At 74.9% G+C, this 20,562-nt stretch carries 17 protein-coding genes, 1 tRNA gene and 7 pseudogenes; 14 read left to right on the top strand and 11 right to left on the bottom strand.

Going from position 1 to position 20,562, the window contains the following annotated elements; all coding sequences use genetic code 11:
- On the bottom strand, positions 1–460 hold a 460-nt coding region (locus tag ACZ411_RS04330), incomplete at its 3' end, for a TetR/AcrR family transcriptional regulator (protein WP_464168778.1).
- A gap of 55 nt (positions 461–515) precedes the next feature.
- Between ACZ411_RS04330 and ACZ411_RS04325 the strand changes: the two genes are divergently transcribed.
- From ACZ411_RS04325 to ACZ411_RS04315, 3 genes and pseudogenes are all read left to right on the top strand, one after another.
- Positions 516–1,313 (top strand): SDR family NAD(P)-dependent oxidoreductase, encoded by a 798-nt coding sequence (locus ACZ411_RS04325; RefSeq protein WP_464168776.1) that lies wholly within the window; start codon positions 516–518, stop codon positions 1,311–1,313.
- Positions 1,314–1,414: 101 nt separating this feature from the next.
- A pseudogene (locus ACZ411_RS04320) lies at positions 1,415–1,852 on the top strand (aldo/keto reductase); the annotation flags it as partial.
- The gene (locus ACZ411_RS04315; protein WP_464168785.1) at positions 1,815–2,393 is read left to right on the top strand and encodes an aldo/keto reductase; all 579 of its coding nucleotides are present in this window, start codon (positions 1,815–1,817) and stop codon (positions 2,391–2,393) included. The pseudogene ACZ411_RS04320 and the gene ACZ411_RS04315, both read left to right, overlap by 38 nt.
- Here the strand turns inward: ACZ411_RS04315 and ACZ411_RS04310 are convergent.
- The 4 genes and pseudogenes from ACZ411_RS04310 to ACZ411_RS04295 form a co-directional block, all read right to left on the bottom strand.
- The gene (locus ACZ411_RS04310) at positions 2,338–2,880 is read right to left on the bottom strand and encodes a hypothetical protein (protein ID WP_464168793.1); all 543 of its coding nucleotides are present in this window, start codon (positions 2,878–2,880) and stop codon (positions 2,338–2,340) included. The genes ACZ411_RS04315 and ACZ411_RS04310 overlap by 56 nt on opposite strands.
- A gap of 73 nt (positions 2,881–2,953) precedes the next feature.
- Positions 2,954–3,679, bottom strand: a pseudogene (locus ACZ411_RS04305) (TerC/Alx family metal homeostasis membrane protein); the annotation flags it as partial.
- A 237-nt stretch (positions 3,680–3,916) separates the two neighbouring features.
- Positions 3,917–4,129 carry a hypothetical protein gene (locus ACZ411_RS04300; RefSeq protein ID WP_464168774.1) on the bottom strand — a complete coding sequence of 71 codons (213 nt, stop codon included), beginning with the start codon at positions 4,127–4,129 and terminating at the stop codon, positions 3,917–3,919.
- Between the two features lie 260 nt (positions 4,130–4,389).
- Positions 4,390–5,032 (bottom strand): annotated as a pseudogene (locus tag ACZ411_RS04295) (MBL fold metallo-hydrolase).
- Positions 5,033–5,216: 184 nt separating this feature from the next.
- Between ACZ411_RS04295 and ACZ411_RS04290 the strand changes: the two are divergent.
- The 4 genes and pseudogenes from ACZ411_RS04290 (at position 5,217) to ACZ411_RS04275 (ending at position 7,648) form a co-directional block, all read left to right on the top strand.
- Positions 5,217–5,289, top strand: a tRNA-Glu gene (locus tag ACZ411_RS04290).
- Positions 5,290–5,429: 140 nt separating this feature from the next.
- On the top strand, positions 5,430–6,155 hold the full coding sequence (locus ACZ411_RS04285; RefSeq protein WP_464168772.1) for a type 1 glutamine amidotransferase family protein: 726 nt from the start codon (positions 5,430–5,432) through the stop codon (positions 6,153–6,155).
- Positions 6,156–6,165: 10 nt separating this feature from the next.
- A pseudogene (locus tag ACZ411_RS04280) lies at positions 6,166–6,866 on the top strand (uracil-DNA glycosylase).
- Between the two features lie 86 nt (positions 6,867–6,952).
- Positions 6,953–7,648: pseudogene (locus tag ACZ411_RS04275) on the top strand (N-acetyltransferase family protein).
- 52 nt (positions 7,649–7,700) lie between these two features.
- On the opposite strand, the gene ACZ411_RS04270 reads toward ACZ411_RS04275, so the two are convergent.
- Positions 7,701–8,348, bottom strand: coding sequence for a lysostaphin resistance A-like protein (locus ACZ411_RS04270; protein ID WP_464168770.1), 648 nt, complete (start codon positions 8,346–8,348; stop codon positions 7,701–7,703).
- A 613-nt stretch (positions 8,349–8,961) separates the two neighbouring features.
- Here ACZ411_RS04270 and ACZ411_RS04265 point away from each other — a divergent pair.
- Both ACZ411_RS04265 and ACZ411_RS04260 read left to right on the top strand, forming a co-directional pair.
- Positions 8,962–9,156, top strand: coding sequence for a multidrug transporter (locus ACZ411_RS04265; RefSeq protein WP_464168768.1), 195 nt, complete (start codon positions 8,962–8,964; stop codon positions 9,154–9,156).
- A complete protein-coding gene (locus tag ACZ411_RS04260) occupies positions 9,153–10,172 on the top strand; it encodes an NAD-dependent epimerase/dehydratase family protein (RefSeq protein ID WP_464168766.1) in 1,020 nt (339 codons plus the stop codon). The genes ACZ411_RS04265 and ACZ411_RS04260 overlap by 4 nt, the downstream gene beginning before the upstream one ends.
- Positions 10,173–10,303: 131 nt before the next feature.
- On the opposite strand, the gene hxlA is transcribed toward ACZ411_RS04260, so the two are convergent.
- Positions 10,304–10,927 carry a 3-hexulose-6-phosphate synthase gene (gene hxlA / locus ACZ411_RS04255; RefSeq protein WP_104290842.1) on the bottom strand — a complete coding sequence of 208 codons (624 nt, stop codon included), beginning with the start codon at positions 10,925–10,927 and terminating at the stop codon, positions 10,304–10,306.
- A 55-nt stretch (positions 10,928–10,982) separates the two neighbouring features.
- A complete protein-coding gene (gene hxlB / locus ACZ411_RS04250) occupies positions 10,983–11,594 on the bottom strand; it encodes a 6-phospho-3-hexuloisomerase (RefSeq protein WP_104343241.1) in 612 nt (203 codons plus the stop codon).
- 119 nt (positions 11,595–11,713) lie between these two features.
- Between hxlB and ACZ411_RS04245 the strand changes: the two genes are divergently transcribed.
- The 3 genes and pseudogenes from ACZ411_RS04245 (at position 11,714) to ACZ411_RS04235 (ending at position 16,833) form a co-directional block, all read left to right on the top strand.
- The gene (locus tag ACZ411_RS04245) at positions 11,714–13,012 is read left to right on the top strand and encodes a LuxR C-terminal-related transcriptional regulator (protein WP_464168763.1); all 1,299 of its coding nucleotides are present in this window, start codon (positions 11,714–11,716) and stop codon (positions 13,010–13,012) included.
- Positions 13,013–13,146: 134 nt separating this feature from the next.
- Complete coding sequence (locus tag ACZ411_RS04240) at positions 13,147–15,294, top strand: bifunctional metallophosphatase/5'-nucleotidase (protein WP_464168761.1); 2,148 nt, start codon at positions 13,147–13,149, stop codon at positions 15,292–15,294.
- Between the two features lie 109 nt (positions 15,295–15,403).
- Positions 15,404–16,833: pseudogene (locus ACZ411_RS04235) on the top strand (amidase).
- A 31-nt stretch (positions 16,834–16,864) separates the two neighbouring features.
- Here the strand turns inward: ACZ411_RS04235 and ACZ411_RS04230 are convergent.
- Positions 16,865–17,611, bottom strand: coding sequence for a TSUP family transporter (locus ACZ411_RS04230; protein ID WP_464168759.1), 747 nt, complete (start codon positions 17,609–17,611; stop codon positions 16,865–16,867).
- A gap of 56 nt (positions 17,612–17,667) precedes the next feature.
- On the opposite strand from ACZ411_RS04230, the gene ACZ411_RS04225 reads away from it, so the two are divergent.
- Together ACZ411_RS04225 and ACZ411_RS04220 are read left to right on the top strand one after the other, a co-directional pair.
- Positions 17,668–18,693 (top strand): siderophore-interacting protein, encoded by a 1,026-nt coding sequence (locus tag ACZ411_RS04225; RefSeq protein ID WP_464168757.1) that lies wholly within the window; start codon positions 17,668–17,670, stop codon positions 18,691–18,693.
- A 2-nt stretch (positions 18,694–18,695) separates the two neighbouring features.
- Positions 18,696–19,100 carry an SIP domain-containing protein gene (locus ACZ411_RS04220; protein ID WP_094115454.1) on the top strand — a complete coding sequence of 135 codons (405 nt, stop codon included), beginning with the start codon at positions 18,696–18,698 and terminating at the stop codon, positions 19,098–19,100.
- A gap of 615 nt (positions 19,101–19,715) precedes the next feature.
- On the opposite strand, the pseudogene ACZ411_RS04215 reads toward ACZ411_RS04220, so the two are convergent.
- Positions 19,716–19,958 (bottom strand): annotated as a pseudogene (locus ACZ411_RS04215) (SDR family NAD(P)-dependent oxidoreductase); the annotation flags it as partial.
- 80 nt (positions 19,959–20,038) lie between these two features.
- Positions 20,039–20,431 carry a Fe-S oxidoreductase gene (locus tag ACZ411_RS04210; protein WP_464168783.1) on the bottom strand — a complete coding sequence of 131 codons (393 nt, stop codon included), beginning with the start codon at positions 20,429–20,431 and terminating at the stop codon, positions 20,039–20,041.
- Between the last annotated feature and the right edge of the window lie 131 nt (positions 20,432–20,562).

Below are 20,562 nucleotides of genomic sequence, written 5' to 3'. Positions count from 1 at the left end.
CGCGACCAGCCCCGCCTCCCCGCATCCGCTCGACGCCCCGGGCGAGGAACGCGCGCCACGAGCGCATCGCCTCGGCGATGGCCCGCTCGAGCTCCGGGTCGACGGCGGAGGCCTGGGTCGCCAACGAGCCGATGGGGCAGGCCCAGCGTCCACGGCCGATGTAGTACTCGACGAGCGCCGCGCGCCACGCCTCCCACGACTCCCAGGAGCCGAGGTCGTGGATGTGCGGCTCCTGCGCCTCCAGCAGCTGCCGGCCCTCCCAGTCCGCGACCTCGCGCACGAGCTCGAGCTTGCCGCCGGGGAAGTAGTGGAACAGCTGGCTCTTGCTCGTCAGGGTGGCTGCGCGCACGTCGTCGAGGGTGGTGCCGCCGATGCCGGTGGCCAGGATCTGCTCGCCGGTGGCCTCGATGATGCGCTGGCGCGTGAGGCGCCCGCGCTCGGTGATCCTCGGTTCGGCCATGTCCCGATGCTATCGCGGTGGACCATGCGGTCCAGTCTGTGGTAGCAATTGGACTATGCAGTCCAACGAAGAAGTCCTCCAGTCCCTCGTCCCCGACACCCGGCTCGCCGGCCGGACGGCCGTCATCACCGGATCCACCAGCGGCATCGGCGCGGCGATCGCCCGCGTGCTCGCCTCCTCCGGCGCGGAGGTCGTCGTCAGCGGCCGCGACGAGGCCCGCGCCCGTGTCGTCGTCGATCAGATCGCCGCGGCGGGCGGGACCGCGCACGCGGTCCCCGCCGACCTCGCCGGGAGCGCCGCGGGCATCCGCCGCTTCGCCGTCGACGCTGTCGCCGCGCTCGGCGGCCGGGTCGACATCCTCGTCAACAACGCCGGGATCTACCCCGTCGGCCCGACCTCGGCGCTCGCGGACGACGACCTCGACGCCGTCCTCGCGGTCAACGTGCGCGCGCCGCACGTGCTCGTCGGCGAGCTGGCGCCCGCGATGGCGGAGCGGGGCTCCGGGGCCGTCGTGAACATCGGCTCGTGGATGTCGCGGGTCGGCGTCCCGTTCGGCGCCGCCTACACGGCGTCCAAGGCCGCCGTCGAGCAGATGACCCGCACGTGGGCGGCGGAGCACGGGCCGCGCGGGGTGCGGGTGAACAGCGTCGCGCCGGGCGTGACGGCGACGCCCGGCAACGCGTCGGACGCCGCCGTGCTCGACGCGATGACCGCCACCACCGTCGCGGGCGTGCCCGTGCGCCCGGTCGACATCGCCTTCGCCGTGCGGTTCCTGGTCTCCGACGAGGCGGCGTTCGTGCACGGCGCGCTGCTCGACGTGGACGGCGGGATCGGGAGCACGCGCCTCGGCTGAGCCGCGCCTCGGCTGCGCCGCGCCTCGGCTGCGCCGCGTCTCCCGTCGGCGCCCGCCGCATCGCTCCGGGCGCCGACGCGCGCCCGGAGCATGCTGGATCCATGAGCCGCATCGACCTGCCCGAGCTCGGCCTCGGCACCGCGCCCCTCGGCAACCTCTACCGCTCCCGCACCGACGACGAGGCACGCGACGCCGTGCGCGCCGCGTGGGACGCCGGGATCCGGTACTTCGACACCGCCCCGCACTACGGCCTCGGCCTCGCCGAGCGCCGGCTGGGGGAGGTGCTCCGCGAGCACCCGAGCGATAAGCACGTCGTGTCGACGAAGGTCGGGCGCGTCCTCGAGCCCGTCGACGCACCGGACGGCCGGCGGGACGACGACCTGTTCGACGTGCCCGGCGACCACGTGCGGCGGTGGGACTTCAGCGCCGACGGCGTCCGCCGCTCGCTCGACGACTCGCTGGCGCGCCTCGGCCTCGACCGCGTGGACGTGCTGCTGATCCATGACCCCGACGAGCACCTCGACCAGGCCGTGCGGGAGGCCGTGCCGGCTCTCGCGCGCCTCCGCGACGAGGGCGTCGTGCGGGCGATCGGCGTCGGGGTCCGGCACCCCGCGCTCGCTCGCGGCCCTCATCGGCACGGGCGCGCTCGACCTCGCGATGGTCGCCGGCCGGTACACGCTGCTCGACCAGACGGCGCTCCACGAGGTGCTGCCGGCGGCCGAGGAGCACGGCACGCGCGTCATCGCCGTGAGCGTCTTCAACAGCGGGGTCACGGCGTCCGACTCCCCGGCGGATGGCGCGACCTACGAGTACGGGCCCGCGTCCGAGGAGGTGCTGGCCCGCGCCCGGCGCATCGCCGAGATCTGCGCGGGCTACGGCGTGGAGCTGCCGCAGGCGGCGATCCGGTTCCCCCTCCGGCATCCGGCCGTCACGACGGTCGCGCTCGGCATGGCGACGGCGGACGAGGTGCGCGAGGGCACGGCGCGGGCGGCGCGTCCCGTGCCGGACGAGCTGTGGGCGGAACTCACGGCCGAGGGGCATGATCCCGGAGGGCCCGCTGGCATGAGCGCGCCCGCCTGAGGACGCCGGCCGGAGCACGCCCGCCGGAGCACGCCGGCCTGAGCACGCCGGCCTGAGCTCGGTGACCTGAGCCCGCCGGCTCGAGTGCCGCGGCGTCGGGGCGCCGGCGTGAGCGCCCGGCCCGCGGCCGCCGACGACGACTGCCCGCTCCCTCGTGGGGAGCGGGCGTCGTCGCGTGCGGGGGAGCTAGGCGGCGCGTCGCGTCCGCGTCGCTCTCGACGCTGCGTCCCGAGTCGCGCCCGGCGCGGGTGTCCGCATCCGCCGGTGCGTTGTCCGCGTGGGCGGCCTCGGCCGCGTCCGTGCCCTCCACGGCCTGCGCGTCGCGCTTCGTCTTCGCGAGGCTCGCGACGGTCGCGACGGTGATGGTGAGGAGGATGAACGACAGCGAGAACCAGATCGGGATCTCGGGCGCCCACAGCATCGGCTCGCCGCCGTCGACGGTGAACGGCACCTCGTTGACGTGCATGGCGTGCAGCACGAGCTTCACGGCGATGAAGCCGAAGGATCACCGCGAGGCCCTGCGAGAGGTAGACGAGGCGCTCGAGGAGTCCCGAGATGAGGAAGTAGAGCTGGCGGAGGCCGAGCAGCGCGAAGGCGTTGGCGGTGAAGACGATGTACGCCTCCTGCGTCAGGCCGAAGATCGCCGGGATGGAGTCGAGGGCGAACAGCACGTCGGTGAGGCCGATGGCGAGCATCACGCAGGAACATCGGCGTGAAGAGGCGCTTGCCGTCGATGCGGGTCGTCAGCTTGTCGCCGTCGTAGTCCTCGGAGGTGGGGATGACGCGGCGGAGCGTGCGGATGAGCTTCGAGTCCCGACTCGGCTCTCGTCGTGCGTCTCCTTCATCTGCTTGTACGCCATGACGAGCAGCAGCGCGCCGAACAGGTAGAAGACCCAGGAGAAGTTGTCGATGATGGCCGACCCCAGGGCGATGAAGATGCCGCGCATGACGAGCGCGATCGCGATGCCGACGAGCAGCACCTTCTGCTGGAAGGCCCGCGGCACCGCGAAGCTCGACATGATGATGAGGAAGACGAAGAGGTTGTCGACGCTCAGGGCCTTCTCCGTGACGTAGCCGGCGAAGTACTCGCCGCCGAAGGTCCAGTTCGAGAAGACGCCGACGCCCACGCCGAAGACGAGCGCGATGACGATGTAGACCACCGACCAGGTGGCGGACTCCTTCAGGGTCGGCTCGTGGGCCTTCCGCACGTGCGCGTAGAAGTCGAAGACGAGCAGGCCGAGGACGGCCGCGATGGTCGCGGCCCAGAGCCAGAAGGGGACATCCATGTGCGGGTTCGCCAGCAACCTGGATCCGCGCAGCGGTCCGACGGGGTACTGAAGGTCTCCTCCACCCCGCGAGCCCTGCTCGCGGAACCGGCCGCACGGGTCGGAGTGGTCCGACCGTATCGACGACACGACCGCCGGACGGGAGTACTCCCCTTCGACGACGAGCCTATACGTCCGCATGGGCCCCGTCCGACCACGCGGCGGATGCCCAGGTGCCGCGCGCGGTGCAGCGGCGGGCTACTCGAGGAACAGCAGGACGATGCCCGCGACCGCCGCGACCGCGCCGATGCCGATGAGCACGAGGCCGGTGACGCGGAGGGCGCGGCCGTCGAGCTCGGTGGGCGTGCGCGCGGCCACGCGCCACGGGGAGCGCGGAGAGAACCACACGCGCACGTCGGAACCCGCGGCGAGGTCGCGCGTCTCGTGCGTGTCGGCGGGCGCCTCGTGCACGTCGCCGTCGCCGTCGAACCAGCGGAGGACGCGCGTGGGCGCGGACGTCGGTGCGTCGGGATCCGCCGGACGCTCGGCGACGAGGCCCTCGGTGGCCGTCCATCCGCCGGCCGACCACGCGGATCGACAGGCCGGCGACGTAGAGGAGGACGCCGGGGACGAGCGCGATCCAGGTCAGGAACTCGATGATCAGCGACGCCGCGGCGAGTCCGTCCATGCCGAATGACCCCGCGTCCGCTCCTCGAGAGCCCGAACAGGGCCTAGAGGTCGATGCTATCGCCGGGTTCGAGGGCGTGGAACTCGCCGCCGCCCTGCTCCTCGTCGCCCACTGCAGCCTCCCGTTCGACATGGCCTTGCCCGCGGCCGAGAGCACCATCTCGTGCGTCGGGAACGCGCGCCGCGGCGCGACGGCGAGGACGTAGTCGATGGACTCGCTGATCTTCATCCACGGGGCGCCCGCCGGGGCGGCGAGGAGGTCGACGTCGACGCCCTCGGGGACGACGAAGGAGTCGCCCGCGTAGTAGAAGCGCGCCGTTGACCAGGACGCCGAGGTCGTCGACCACGGGGATCGACTCGTGGATGACGGCGTGCGCGCCGCCGAAGAACCGCAGCGTGTACGACCCGACCTCGATGGTGTCGCCCGCGTGCTACGACGGTCACGTCGAAGTCGGCGGCGGCGGCCGCCACGCCCTCGGGCGCGTAGATGGGGACGCCCTCGTTCTTGTCGAGGATCCGCTTCAGCTGCTCCGGGGTCCAGTGGTCGGGGCGCTCGTGCGTGATGACGATGGCGTCGGCGTTCATCGCCTCCGTGATGGGGGTGGTGAAGGAGCCCGGGTCGATGAAGAGCTTCCGTCCGCTCATCTCCAGGACCAGGGCCGCGTGCTCGAGCTTCGTCAATCGCATGAGTGGAGCCAACACCGTCCGGGCCCCGCGGGGCAAACCCGGGACGCGGGGGCGCCCGGGAGCGGCGATCGGGGCGCCGCAGCCGCGTGGCGGCGGCCGTGCGCGCGGGCGGATCCGACCCGGCTCGGGGCTCGATTTGGCGGGTGTGTGCGCGCTGTGGCATACTCGACGAGTTCGCGAGAACGGCCCCATCGTTTAGCGGCCTAGGACACCGCCCTCTCACGGCGGTAACACCGGTTCGAATCCGGTTGGGGTCACGTACAGCCCGGCATCTCCTCACGGAGGTGCCGGGCTTTCTCCTGCCCCCCCCCCGGCGGGCGTCCGACCGCCGCGGGAGGCGTCGGCGGCGGGCCCCGGACCGGACGCGCTCCCGGGCCAGGCCCTGTACCGTCGAGGGGTGAGTGTTCACCTGGTCGGAGGCGGCCTGTCGGATGACGACACCCCCCTCCTCGCGCGGTTCCTGTCCGAGGCGACGACGAGGGCGACCGATGCCGCCCGGCTGGAGCCGGCCCGCATCGCCGTGGTCCTCGTCCACGACGGCCTGGGCGCCGAGGAGTTCGACCGCTACGCGCAGGCCCTCCGCGCCGCCGGACCCTGCGAGCCCGTCGCGGTGCTCGCGCCCGAGGGCGGGTCCATCCAGGTTGCGCAGCTGCAGGACGTCGACGGCATCGTCGTCGGCGGCGGCCTGACCCCCGCGTACCGCCAGGCGCTCGAGCCGGTCTTCGGCGAGATCCGCCGCCAGGTCACCGCCGGCGTGCCCTACGCCGGGCTTCTCCGCGGGCGCCGCGGTGGCCGCCGAGACCGCCATCGTCGGCGGCTGGCGCATCGGCGACGTCGAGGTCGTGCAGGAGGACGCCAGCGAGGACCTCGACGAGGTCACGGTCGAGCAGGGCATCGGCCTGATCGACGTCGCGGTCGACGTGCACGCGGCGCAGCGGCGGCACCCTCGACCCGCCTCATCGCGGCGACCGAGGCGGGACTGGTCGAGGGCCGGGTCGCCATCGACGAGGGCACCGCGCTCATCGTCGGCGAGGGCCAGCTGGTCGTCTTCGGGCGCGGCAGCGTCTGGTCGGTCATCGGCTCGGAGACCGGCGTCACCGTCAGCTCCGCCGGCGCGTCCTGATCCCCGGCGCGTGGCGCTGACCCTGCCCCAGCTCGTCGAGCGCGGGCTCGACGGACGCCGGCCGGGCCGACGTGCTCGCCCCCGTCGCCGACGACATCGCGCGGATGGGGGAAGCGGCTCCGCGCCGAGGTCGCCGCCTGGACGGCCCTACCTGCCCGAGGGCGACCGCGTCCTGCGCGCGTTCCAGCAGCCGCTCGCCGACGTGCGCGTGCTCATCGTCGGCCAGGACCCGTACCCGACCCCGGGGCATCCCGTGGGGCTGTCGTTCGCCGTGGAGCCCGACGTGCGGCCGGTGCCGCGGAGCCTCGTCAACATCCACCGGGGAGCTGCGGGAGGACCTCGGGATCGCCACCCCCGACCACGGCGACCTCACCGCCTGGACGCGCAGCGGGGTGCTGCTCCTGAACCGGGTGCTCACGGTCCGTCCCGGCGCGCCCGCGTCGCACCGGGGGAAGGGCTGGGAGGCCGTGACCGAGTGCGCCATCCGGGGGCTCGCGGCGCGGCGGCTGCCTGCTCGTGGCGATCCTCTGGGGCAAGGACGCGGGATCGCTCGCACCGCTGCTCGCGCCCGTGCCGTCGCTCCTCTCCGTGCAACCCCGCCAGCCCGCTGTCGGGGCGTCGCGCGGCTTCTTCGGGGTCGCGGCCTGTTCGAGCCGGGCCGACGCGCTGCTCGCGGAGCAGGGCGCGGATCCGGTCGACTGGCGGCTCTGAGCCGACCCGGCCGCCGCCGCCGCGTCCGGGCGTCCGCTCCGACCGAGGCCGGTCGCGCGCGCCCCGGTCCCCAGCAGGATCCAGGCATGCTCGAGGAGGAATACCAGACCCGGCGGCGCCTGCCCGCCCACCTCCGGGAAGCCCGCTCCGCCCGTCCCCTGAGTTCAGCTACGAGATCCGCCGGGCGACGAGCTCCGACCTCCCGGACATCCGGGAGATCTACAACCACGGCAACGTCATGAACAGCACCGTCACGTTCGACGAGACCCGCATGACGCTCGCCCGGTGGCGCGGCCGGTTCGGCCAGCTCGAGCGGATGGGGATGCCGTTCCTCGTCGCCGTGTCCCCATCGGGTCAGGTGCTCGGATACGCGCTCGTCGAGCCGGTCGGGGCGCGCCGCTCGTCGCGGACGACGGTGGAGGACTCGATCTACCTCGGCGCCGCGTCCACCGGCAAGGGGCTCGGGGCGGGCGCTCCTGGAGGCGCTCGTCGAGGCCTGCCGCGAGGCGCGCCTCCGCGAGGTCATCGCCGTCATCGCCGACCAGGGCGCGGACGCCTCCATCCGGCTGCACGCGTCCCTGGGCTTCACGGAGAGCGGGCGCATGGGCCGCGTGGGCTGGAAGTTCGGGCGCTGGCTCGGCACCGTCACCATGCAGCTCACGCTCAAGCCCGCGGAGTCCCCGGGTCGGTGGGCGCGGGCCATGCGGCGAGCGACGCCTGGCGCTGCCGCTCCTGCTCCCACCACGCCCGCTCCTGCTCCCGGCGGACCTCCTTCGCCGTGAGCGGGCGGGGCGCCCTCGTCTCCACGCGGTGACGCCGTGCCCACCAGCCGGGTCAGCAGCGCCGAGCCGAGCACGACGGCCATCGGCAGGAGCATGAACGGCCCGCCGGTGCCGGCGCTGCGGTCGTAGCTCTCCACATCTGGCCGAGCAGCACGGTGGGGATGAGCAGCAGGGTGTTGTTGAGCGCGTGGATGAGGACGGGGGCCTCGAGGCCGCCGGTGAGGCGGGCCGAGATCGTGGCCGCGATCCCGAAGACGAAGTAGTAGGCGATGAGCCACGGGTCCTCGGCGAGGTGCGCGAGCGCGAACAGCGCGCTGGAGAGGACCGCGCCGACGACGAGCGCGACGCGGGTGCTGCGGAACCAGGAGCCGGCCGAGCGCTGCACGAGGCCGCGGAAGCCGTACTCCTCGCCGGCCGACTGCAGGGGCGTCGTGAGGAGCACGATCGCGAGGTAGGTGACGACCTCCCCGTCGACGCGGATCTCGCCGGACGGGTCGAGCGCGAACGTGACGCCGATGTAGACGAGGAACACGGGCACCATCACGAGGGCGACCCGGCCGAGCCAGCGCCAGCGGAAGCGGCCCGCGATGGAGGACAGCGCGCCCATGCGGACGCCGAAGAGCCAGCGCTGCAGGAGCATAGACACCGGGATGAGGGCGGCGAGCGACAGGTTCGTGGCGAGCAGGATGATCGGCGTCATCGTGGTGAGGGACGCCGGGGTCCTCCAGGTCGATGCGGCCGCGGAACGCCTCGATGGCGAAGGCGATGCCGCCGAAGACGAGCGAGAGGCCGAAGAACGCCACGGCGCCGAGGAGGATCGCGACGATGCCGCGCCACGGCCCGCCCGTGTCGCGGAGGCCGTGGTGGTACGGGACCGGCGGGCGCTCGGGGAGCGGCGGCAGGGTCGGGACGGCGGGGGCGCCCGACCAGCCGGCGGGAGCGGCGGGGCCGCTCGGCGCCCCCGCGGCGGCCGGGGACACCGGCGGTGCGAAGGGCGGTGCGGACGGCGGTGCGGGCGGCGGTGACGTCGGGGGGAGGTCGGGGGTCGGCTCCTGTGCGCTCATGCCGCCACGGTACGCGGGGGGCGCCGGGAGGCGGATCCCCCCGACGGCGGAGGGCGGGCGGCGGAGGGCGGCGGGGGCGGGCGGCGGAGGGCGGCGGGGTGCGGCCGGCGGACGGCGGCGGAGTGCGGACGGGCCGCCCGCGGCGGGGTGCGGGCGGCGGCGGGGTGCGGCCGGCGGCGGCGTGCGGACGGCGCGCCCGCGGCGGTCGACCGGCGCCGCGTACGGTGGAGGCGACGAGAGGCGCGACGCATGCAGCAGGACGACGAGGACCGGAGCTTCGACGAGGAGCGGCACGAGCAGCTGACGACGGCGCCGAAGGCGGTGGAGTCCGACGCGGACCCCCGCGTCGACGTGACGGAGCAGGAGGACGGCGTGCGCCGGATCGACGTGGCCGACACGGCCTCCGTGCGCCCGGGGAGGCCGGCGCCCCCGAGCGGATCGTGAGCGGGGCCGGGGTGCGCGACGACGCGGCAGGAGCGACGCCCGCCCCGCGGGACGTGCTCGTGCTCGGCGGCACGGCGTGGATCGGCGGGCTCGTCGCGGCGCGGCTCGCGGCGCGCGGGGACCGGGTCACCTGCCTGGCGCGCGGCACGGGCGGACCCGCCCCCGACGGCACGCGGCTCGTGCGCGCGCACCGTGACCGCGCCGATGCGTACGCGGCCGTCGAGAGCACGGAGTGGGACGAGGTCGTCGACCTCACCTCCTCCGCGGAGCACGCCCGCACGGCCGTCGCCGCGCTCGCCGACCGGGCCCGCCACTGGACCCTCGTCAGCACCGTCTCGGTCTACGCCGCACCCGCGCGGCCCGGCGACGACGAGACGGCCGCGGTCGTCGAGCCGGTGGACCTCGAGGACTACGGGCAGGCCAAGGCGGCGGCCGAGCGGGCCGTCACCGCGGCGCTCGCGGGACGGCGGATGATCGTGCGGCCCGGGCTCGTCGTCGGACCGGGCGACGACAGCGACCGGTTCGGCTACTGGCCCGCGCGGGCAGCGCTGGTAGGCGACGGGCCCGTGCTCGTGCCGGACGCGGAGGGTCGACGCGCCCAGGTGATCGACGCCCGGGACCTCGTCGACCTGGTGGTCGACGTGGGCGCTCGGCGGCTCGACGGCGTGGTCGACGCCGTGGGGGAGAGCGTGCCGCTCGCGGACGTGCTCGACCTCGCGGCGGAGGCGGCCGGGTCCACGGGCGAGCGGGTCGTCGCGACCGAGGCTCAGCTGACGGCCGCGGACGTCCGGCACTGGGCGGGACCGCGCTCGCTCCCGCTGTGGCTGCCCCGTGATGCGGTCGGCTTCACGGCGCGCAGCGACGCGGGGATCCGGGCCCTCGGGGCGCGGAGGCGACCGCTGGCGGAGACCGTGCGGGACGTGCTCGACGACGAGCGGGCGCGCGGGCTCGACCGGCCCCGCCGATCCGGTCTCACGCGCGCCGAGGAGCTGCAGGTGCTGGCCGCGCTCGGCTGAGCCGCGCTGTCGCACGGGGCTGCCGGACGAAGAGCAGGCGGACGAAGAGCCGCCGGCGCGCGGCCGTCGGACGCACGAGCGCCGCGCACCCGTCCGAGGACGGGGTGCGCGGCGCCCGGTGATGCGGTGCGTCAGCGGATGGCGGCCCGCAGCTCGGCGGCGGCCGCGGCCGGGTCGTCGGCCGAGTAGATCGCGCCGCCGGCCACGGCCACGACCGCGCCCGCGTCCTGCACGTCGCCGATGGTGCCGGGCTTCACGCCGCCCGCGACCGAGAACGCGACGCCGGACGCCGTGCCGGCCTCGAGCAGGTCGCCGAACGTGTAGCCGTCCTCCGCCTGCTCGTCGAGGCCCGCGTGCATCTCCACGAACTCGGCCCCGAGCTCGGTGACCTCCTTCGCGCGCTTCGCCTTGTCGGGGACGCCGATGAGGTCGACGACGATGCCCTTGCCGTGCTTCCGGGCGGCCTTCACGGCACCCGCGATGGTGCTGTCGCCCGCGACGCCGAGGACGGTGACGAGGTCGGCGCCTGCGGAGAACGCGATGTCGGCCTCCAGCTCGCCGGCGTCCATCGTCTTCAGGTCGGCGAAGACGATCTTGTCGGGGTGCGCCTCCTTGATCGCGGTGATGGCGGAGAGGCCCTCGGCCTTGATGAGCGGGGTGCCCAGCTCGATGATGTCGACGTGCGGCGCCGCTTTGCCGGCCAGCTCGAGAGCGTCGGCGATGGTGAGCACGTCCATGGCTACCTGGAGCTTCATGTGGTTCCTCTTCCTGTCGTGGTGCGTTCGTGGGGTGGGATCGGGTGGCCGACGGTCACTCGAGGTTCGCGTGGCGCGGCCACAGCTCGTCGGCCGAGAGGCCGGACGCCTGCCACAGCGCGTGGAACACGGCGTCGCCGACGAGGGCGACGCTGAGCTCGAACAGGCCGCCGGCGTACTGCGCCGAGACCGTGCCCTCGTGGTCCTGCTTGGCGGCGGCGGGGATCAGGACGACGACGTCCGCGAGGTCGGCGAGCGGCGAGCCGTCGGCGGTCGTCAGGGCGACGATGCGCGCACCGACCTCCCGGGCGGTCTCCGCGGCGCGGACGATGCCGGTCGTGGTGCCGGATCCGCTCGCCACGAGCAGCACGTCGCCGCCCTCGATGGCGGGCGAGGTGGCCTCGCCGACCACGTGCGCGTCGAGGCCCAGGTGCATGAACCGCATGGCGGTCATCTGCAGGGCGAGCCCCGATCGGCCGGCGCCCAGGGTGAAGACGCGGCGGCCCGCGCGGACCTCGCGCGCGGCCTCGTCGAGACGGGCGGCGAGGTCGGGGCCGGCGAGGGACCGGGCGACGCGGGTGCCCTCCTCGGAGATCAGGCGGAGGGCGGCGGACACGTCCACGGGGGCGTCGCCGAGGGGGCGGGGGGCGGTCGTCGAGTCGGTCACGTGACGATCGTGCTCCTCCCCGGCCGACCGCGCCGCCCACCCGACGGATGGATCCACCTACCCGTCCGAGTGGGCAGAGCCCGCCGGGACGCTGGATCGGGTGGGCGTACGGCGGCGGGATGGTCTCCCGCACCCACCCTGCCGCTGGCCCCGCCGACCACCCCGTGCTCCACCCGGTCGCGCTCCTCGACGGGCTGCACGATGCGCTCGCCGCCCCGCTCCAGGAGGTGGCGCAGGCCATGTCCGGGCTCCTGCAGCCCGTGGTCGCGCACCGCGCGCTCGTGATCTTCACCGAGGACTGCACCGGCCGCCCCCGCAAGAAGGCGGGCGAGGCCGAGGTGGTGGAGAACGTCACCATCGCCGAGCTCGACCGGATCCTCGCGAGCCTCGACGGGGCGGACCCCGGCGGTGCCTGGGCCGTCGAGCACCCCGTGGGAGGCCGGCCCCGCACTGTGGCGGCGTGGCGGGCCGACACGGGGGCGCTCCTCGTGCTGGTGGATCCCGTCGCCGCGGACGACGACGTGCCCGGCGCACGGGAGCTGGTGCGGGCCCTGTGGCGGAGCGTCGCGCACGGGATCCGGGAGCAGGTCGCCGCGGCCCCGCCCGCGTACCTCGCCGAGGCACGGGCGGTCTCCTCCGAGCGCGCCCGGGTCGTCGCCGAGCTCGGCGACGCGCACGCGACCACCCTCGAGTCGCTGCTCGCGGTGCTGCGCAGCACCCGCACCGGCGACGCGGCCGCCCGCCAGACCGCCGCCGACCTCGCCACCAACGCAATGGTGGAGCTCCGCGCCGCGTCCGACCGCGACCGCTCGCTCGGCGAGGAGCCCGTCGCCCGCGCGTTCGCCCGGCTCCGCGACGACCTCCGCCCGCTCGTGCGGTTCCGCGACCTCGACGTGCAGTTCGTGGAGCCGCCGGTCGACGGGCGCGCGCTCCCCGGGGAGGTCGCCCACGCGGGCCGCGCCATCGTGCGGGGCGCCGTGCTCGCTCTGGTGGAGGAGCCGGACGTCACGCGCGTGCGCATCCAGTGGGACTGCGACGGCAGCAATCTCCTGGTCGGGATCCGCGACGACGGCGCGGGCTCCACGACCGCCGACCTCGACGCGCTCCGGCGGCTGACCGACCGCGTCGCGGCGCTCGACGGCACGCTCGAGGTGACCGCGACGCCCGGCTGGGGCTCCGAGATCGCCGTGCGCCTGCCGCTCGACGCGCCGGCGGCCGGCCTGGACGCCGCGGGGGAGGCCGGCCTCAGCGCGCGCGAGCGGGAGGTGCTCGCGCTGGTCGCCGCCGGGTCGAGGAACCGCGCCATCGCCGCGTCGCTCGGGATCAGCGAGAACACCGTGAAGTTCCACGTCGCCAACCTGCTGCGGGAGATGGGCGCGTCCACGCGCGCGGAGCTCGCCGGGCTCGTGCGCGGCTGACGCGGTCGGCGGCCGGCGGGTGGCGGGTGGCGCCGGAGATGACGGCCCTCCGAGGGGATCCGCGCGTTAACCCCATGGAAACCCAAGCTCCGTAAGGTAATGCTCACCGCCGCCTACGAACGAGGATGTCCCGCATGCGCCCTGCCCCCACCCGCCGCCCGTCCGGAGCCGCGCGCTCCGGCGCCCTCGCCGTCGTGGCGGGCCTGTCCGCCACCGCGGTCCTCGGCCTCGGCGCCGCGCCCGCGTCCGCCGCGGAGGGCGACGTCGCCATCGACGTCTACTCCATCAACGACTTCCACGGGCGCCTGGAGACCACGTCGTCCACCGCGGGCACCGCCGTCATCTCGGGCGCGTTCCAGCAGGCGAAGGCCGAGAACCCGAACAGCACGCTCATCTCCGCGGGCGACAACATCGGCGCGAGCACCTTCACGTCGCTGTCGCAGCAGGACGAGCCCACGCTCGCCGCGCTGAACGCCATGGGCGTGTCCGTGTCGACGCTCGGCAACCACGAGTTCGACCAGGGCCGGGACGACGTCGACGACCGCGTCGTCCCCGCGTCCGACTTCCCGTACATCTCCGCGAACCTGTACGAGAAGGGCACGACGGAGCACGCCTACGCGGCCTACGACGTGCAGGAGATCGGCGGCGTTCGCGTCGCGTTCGTCGGCGCCACGACCGAGTCCCTGCCCGAGCTCGTGAGCCCGGCCGGCCTCGCCACGCTCGACGTCGGCAGCGTCGTCGACTCCTCGACCGCGACCGCCCGCGCGCTCCGCGACGGCGACGACGCCAACGGCGAGGCCGACGTGGTCGTCCTCGTCGTGCACGAGGGCGCGTCCACCTCCGACGAGTCCGCGCTCACCGACGACTCGGTCTTCGGCCGCATCGTCACGGGCGTCCAGGCCGACGTCGACGCCGTGGTCTCCGGCCACACGCACCTCGGCTACGACTACGAGCTGCCCGTCGCCGGCAAGGCGCTGCCGTTGCCCGTGCTCCAGACCGGCAGCTACGGCACGAACCTCGGGCACCTGTCGTTCACGGTGGACCCCGCCACCAAGGCGCTCACCTCCATCTCGTCGGAGCTCGTTCCGCTCCTCACCGCTGAGGGGGAGCCGGCGTTCCCGGCCGATCCCGCCGTGCAGCGCATCGTCGACGACGCGGTCGCGGAGGCCGAGGTCATCGGCAGCCGCACGGTCGGCCAGATCTCGGGCGACATCACGCGCGCCCGCCAGTCGGACGGCGCCGAGAACCGCGGCGGCGAGTCCACCATCGGCAACCTCGTCGCGGACGCGCAGCTGTGGGCGACCCAGGAGGACCTGGGCACCGAGATCGCGTTCATGAACCCGGGCGGCATCCGCCAGGACCTCGCCGTCGCGTCCTCGGGCGCCGGCGACTCCGAGGGCGAGGTGACCTACAAGGAGGCCGCCATCGTGCAGCCGTTCGCCAACACCCTCACGGTCGCGCGGATCACGGGCGCGGGCGTGAAGGCCGTGCTCGAGCAGCAGTGGCAGCCCGAGGGCTCCTCGCGGCCGTTCCTCAAGCTCGGCCTGTCGCGCGACCTGACCTACACGTACGACCCGACGGCCGCGCGCGGCGAGCGGATCACGGGCGTGTTCTTCCAGGGCGAGCCGGTGGATCCCGCGCGCGTCTTCACGATGGTCGCGAACAGCTTCCTCGCGGAGGGCGGCGACAACTTCACGGAGCTCGCGAACACCACCGAGCAGAGCGACTCCGGCCGCGTCGACCTCACCGCGTTCGTCGACTACATCACCGAGTTCTCGCCCGTCGACCCCGACTCGGCGACGCGGTCCGTCGGCATCGTCGACACCACGGGCGCCCGTCCCTCGGCCGGCCAGGAGCGCGCCTACGAGCTCTCCTCGCTGCTGGTCTCGAACGCGCCGGTGCAGGACACGGAGGTGGTCACGCTCATCGACGGCGAGGAGGTCGCGCGCACGCCGATCGACGCCGCCGTGGTCGACACGACCGACGAGCAGGGACGCGCGAGCGTCCGCTTGACCGTCCCGGCCGACCTCGCGCCGGGTGCGCACCAGCTCGCGTTCCTGCTCCCGAGCACGGGCGCCTCGGTGCTCTACGCGCTCGACACGGCGGCCGGATCCGTGGTCCCGTCGGGCACGGGCGTCGTCCCGGCCCCGAGCACGGAGCCGACCCTCGCGGCGACCGGATCCGAGGCGGCTCCCGTCCTCGGCACCTCGCTCGCCGCGCTGGCGCTGGGCCTCGCGCTCGTCGCGTTCCGCCGCCGTGCCTCGGCGGCCGCGCGCCGCTGACGCGAGCGCACCCGTGACGGACGGGGCGGGTGCCGGGACGACCGGCGCCCGCCCCGTCCGTGCGTCCCGCGACCGTCGCGCCGGGCGCCGCCCGGCCTACGCTGGAGCGGTGTTCGAACTCCACCACCTCAGCGCGCAGGACCAGTGGGACCAGCTGCAGCGCGGCGAGGTCACGCCGACCGAGCTCGTGACGCACTATCTCGAGCGCATCGAGCGGCTCGATCCGGGCCTCGGCGCGTTCACCACCGTCACCGCCGACCGCGCCCTCGCGCGCGCCCGCCACGTCGAGCGCGAGGTGCCGCGCACCGGTCCGCTGTGGGGCCTCCCGTTCGGCGACAAGGACCTCTCCGAGCGGGCGGGCGTCCGCACCACGTTCGGCTCGCGCCTCTTCCGCGACCACGTGTCGGAGCGCACCGATCCGATCCCGCAGATCCTCGACGACGCCGGCGGCATCAGCCTCGGGAAGACGAGCGCGCCGGAGTTCGGCCTGCCCTCCTACACGGAGGGACTCGTCGCGCCTCCCGCGCGCACGCCGTGGGACACCACCCGCGGCGCCGGCGGATCGAGCGGGGGAGCGGCGGTCGCCGTCTCCGCCGGCCTCCTGCCGTTCGCGCCCGGGACCGACGGCGGCGGATCGGTGCGCATCCCCGCCGCCGCCACCGGCCTCGTGGGCCTCAAGCCCTCCCGCGGCCTCGTGCCCGCGCAGTCCGGCCTGGAGTCGCTCGCCGGGCTCGTCGTCCCCGGACCGCTCGCCCGCGGGGTCGCCGACGCGGCCATGCTGCTCGACGCGATGATCGGCCGGGTCAACGGCCGCATCCCGCACCCGTTCACCCTGCGCGCACCCGAGGACGGCGACGGCGACCTGCTGGGCGCGGCCGTCCGCGGCGAGGGCCGGTTCCAGATCGGCGTGATGACCACCTCGCCGTGGGACGACGCGTACGAGATCGTCCTCGACCCCTCCGCCCGCGACGCGCTCGCCGTCGCCGTGCGCGAGCTCGCGGACGTCGGCCACGGCCTCGAGGACCTGGCCCTCGCGCCCGATCCCACGTACGCCCCGGCGTTCCGCACGATCTGGCAGGCCGGCGCCGCGGGGATCCCCGCCGAGGGCGCCGACCTGGAGCTCCTCGAGCCGCTCACGCGCTGGCTCGTGGAGCGGGGCCGTGCGCTCTCCGCCCGCGACCTGTCGCGCGCGCTCGCCCAGCTCACCGCGTTCGAGCGGAGACGTCATCGCGCAGTTCGCGCACGTGGACGCGGTGCTCGACGCCGGCCCTCGCGATGGAGCCGCGCCCGCTCGGCTGGTACGACGCGGAGGACGGCGAGCGGAACTTCGCCCAGCAGGTGCGGTACACGCCGTACACGTCGTTCGCGAACGTCACGGGCCTGCCGGCGATCACGCTGCCGGTGCACCTCACCGACGACGGCCTGCCCATGGGCGTGCAGCTCATCGGCCGGCCGGGCGGGGAGGCGACGCTGCTCGCGATCGGGCGGCAGCTCGAACGCCGCCTCGGCTGGCTGCGCCGGCACCCGCCGCAGTGGTGACGGCGGTGCGGGTCGGCATCCGGGTCGCGGCCTAGGCCAGCCCCGCGACGCCCTTCACGATGGCCGTCACGGCGCCCGCGAAGGCGAGCACCACGACCGCCGCGCGGGCGGCGCTGGTCGGGATCCGCGGTGCGAGCAGCGTGCCCGCGCCGACGCCCGCGACGAGGGTCACGACGATGCCGATCCACGCGGCCGCCCCGAGATCGGGCCACCGGTCCGGCGCGAGGACGAGCTTCGTGATGAGCGACACCGCGCCCGTCGTGAGGAAGAACGGCTGCAGCGTGGCCGCGAACCCGCGCTGCTCCCAGCGGCTGACCACGGCGTAGACGCTGACGCTCGGGCCGCCGATGCCCGCCGCGGCGTTCATCACGCCCGCCGAGAAGCCGAAGCCCGCCATCACGCCGGGGCCGTCGATCACGCGGCTCGTCCGCCGGAGGGCGAGGGAGGTGGTGAGCGCCGCGACGAGCAGGCAGCCGATGCCGATCTCGAGCGCGGGCTCCGGCAGCAGGTAAGCGAGGAGCGCACCCGGCACGATGCCCACGACCGCGGGCCCGGCGAGCAGCAGGTACCGCCGCCACTCCACGTCGCGGACGGCGCTCGCGAGGATGAGGCCGGCCGACAGCACGCTGCACAGGTTCACGATCATCACGCCGTCGAAGGGCCCGAGGAGGATCACGAGCACCGGCGCCACCACGAGCGCGAACCCGAGGCCGGTCACGCGCTGGGCCACGGCGCCCACGAACACGGCGACGAGGACGGGGGCGATCGCCCTGGACATCCTCCCGTGGATCCGGTCCTCGAACCGCCGGACGACCTCGACCGATGAGGTAAGGCATGCCATACTTAGGCTGTGCTACCTCCTCCGCGACCCTCGCCAGCAGCAGCGCCGACGTGGAGCCCGCGGTCGAGGAGCAACCGGCGGCCGTCGAGTCCCCCGAGGCGGAGCGCCCGGCGTACCGCCCCTTCGCGGCCCGCGTCGCGCGCACCGAGCACCTGAGCCCCACGTTCCTCCGGATCACGTTCCAGGGCGATGACCTCCGCGACTTCGGCGACGAGTGCCTCGACCAGCGCATCGAGCTGCTCCTGCCCGTCGCCGAGCACGGCCTGCCCGACCTGTCGGGCGTCGGCGGCGACGACTGGTTCGCCTGGTGGCGCGCCCTGCCGGACGCCGAGCGCAACCCGCTGCGCACCTACACCTCCCGCGCCGTCCGCCGCGAGGCCGGCGAGGTCGACGTGGACTTCGCCCTGCACGGCGACATGGGCCCCGCGTCCCGCTGGGCGGGAGCCGCCCGGGTGGGCGACGACATCGTGCTCATCGGTCCCGACGCCCTGAGCCCCGCGCGCGGCCTCGGCATCGAGTGGCACCCCGGGCACGCGCGCTCCCTGCTGCTCGCGGGCGACGAGACGGCGGCCCCCGCCATCTGCAACATCCTCTCCTCCCTGCCGGACGACGCCGTGGGCTGCGCCTTCATCGAGGTCCCCGTCACGGGCGACCGCCTCGAGGTGCGCGTCCCGAAGGGCGTCAACCTCACCTGGCTCCCGCGCGACGGCCGGCCGAACGGCTCCCGCCTCGAGGAGGCCGTGCGCCACTGGGTGGACTGCCACGTGAAGGTGGGCGCCATCGCCACGCCCGAGGTCGCGCTCGCCGCCGCGGAGCAGCCGCTCGCCGAGGACGACACGGACGTCATCGTGTGGGACGCACCCGTCGTCCACGAGGGCTCGACCCTCTACGCGTGGCTCGCCGGCGAGTCCGGCTGCATCAAGGCCATGCGCCGCTTCCTCGTGCGCGACACCGGCATCGACCGCCGTCAGGTCGCGTTCATGGGCTACTGGCGCCGCGGCGCCGCCGAGGGGTCCTGACCGTGGCCGGGGCGACCCGCTCGCGCACCGCGAAGGGCACCAAGCGCCAGGTCCTGCTCGTCACCGACGAGTCCGGCCTCGCCGAGGCGCAGGCTGCGCTCGCCGTCCTGCCCATGTGCACGCGCGGCAGCGTGTTCGTCGAGGTGCCGGACGCCTCGGTGGACGTGCGGCTCACGCATCCGCCGCGCATGGTGGTCACGGTCATCTCGCGCGCCGGCCGGGGGACGGACGGCGCACCCGCGGAGCCCATGGTCGCGGTCGCGCGGGCCGTCGGCGCATGGGCGAGCGAGATGATGGTGTTCGCCGCGCCGATCTCCGACGAGCACCCCGTCACCGAGGTCAGCGTGCTGCTCGGCGGCCACGTCGGCGGCCACGACGACCTGCTGCACCTCCTCGCGACGACCTGAGCCGCGCGCACGCACGATGCGCCCGCGCGCGGCGGCTCCGGTGCCGTCAGCCGCGGATCCCTCCGGCGCGGGTCGCATCCCCGTCAATCCTGGAGGCGAGCTCCAGCGCGGCCCACAGCTCACGCCCGAGGCGCCGGTCGGCGGCCTGCGCCGTGGTCCTCCCTCGGGGGTGAGCTGGTCGAAGTAGGTGCCGTTCGGCGCCGCGACGTCCGGCACCGACGCCAGCTGCACGAGCGGCACGGCGCCCGCCTCCGCGGAGATGCCGTAGGCACCCATCGAGAGCGCGAGCACCGCCTTCATCACGGTGCTGTCGGACCCGAACGACGTGCGGACGAGCCCCGGGTGGAACGAGCACGCCTCGATGCCGAGCGGGCCGACGCGCTCGGCGAGCGTGCGCATCATCAGGATCATCATCGCCTTCGACGTGCCGTACGCCTGCCAGCCGCCGAGCCACGGGCGCTTCCGCCAGTCGAGGTCGTCGAGGCGCACGCGTCCCCACAGGTTCGCGCGGCTCGCCGTGCCGATGACCCGCACCGGGCTCTCCTCGCCGCGCAGCCCGTCCTGCGTCTCCTCGAGCCGCGGCAGGAGGAGCCGGGTCAGGAGGAAGGGCGCGAGGACGTTGCGCTGGAAGGTGGTCTCGTGCCCGTCCACCGTCATCGCGCGCCGCGGCACGAGGCTGCCGGCGTTGAGGGCGAGCACGTGGATGCGCGGGCAGCTGTCGAGGAGCGTCGTCGCGAGGGCGCGCACGTCGTGCAGCCGGTCCATGTCGGCGAGAACGTGGCGCGCGCCGAGCTCCGCGGCGATGCCGCGCGTGCGCTCCGGATCGCGCCCGACCACGACGACGTCGGCACCGCGGTCGTGCAGCTCCCGCGCCGCGATGCGCCCGATGCCGGAGCTCGCGCCCGTGATGACGACGGTGCGGCCCTCGAGCGGACCGGTCACCGGTAGCCGCCCTTCTCCAGGCCCGCCTCGATCTCGAAGCGGTTCCGGAGCGGATCCTGCCCGGCCCACCAGTACAGCACCGGCATCAGCAGCCCGTACCGGCGCCACTGCACCACGTGCACGGCCTCGTGCTCCAGCACCGCGGGGCCGGCGTTGTCGCGGGTGAGGTAGACCCGGCCGACGCACGTGCCGCCGCGGCCGAAGACCCAGGACGGCAGGCCCGTGAGCACGATGAGGTCGCCGTGCCGGCGCACCTCGCCCGTGCTGAGCGGCAGGCCGACGGCCAGCCCGACCGCGGTCGCGATGCCGCTGCCGGCGCGCGAGACGGGCGAGTCGAGCAGGACGCCGCGGACCGCGCCGGCGACGGCGCCGAGGCCGGACCGGATCACGCGGTCGGCCGCCCGTAGCGTCTCGAGCAGGCGCGGCCGAGCACCTCGCTGACGGTGGGGTAGGAGGGCGCCCGCGTGCCACAGGCGGGTCAGCGGCACCTCGCCGACGACGGCGATCGTGGCGGAGTTGC

This window comes from Clavibacter sp. AC415 (assembly GCF_979252985.1).
Note: the sequence above shows the minus strand (reverse complement) of the source record. Positions and strands in the feature narration are given on the sequence as shown.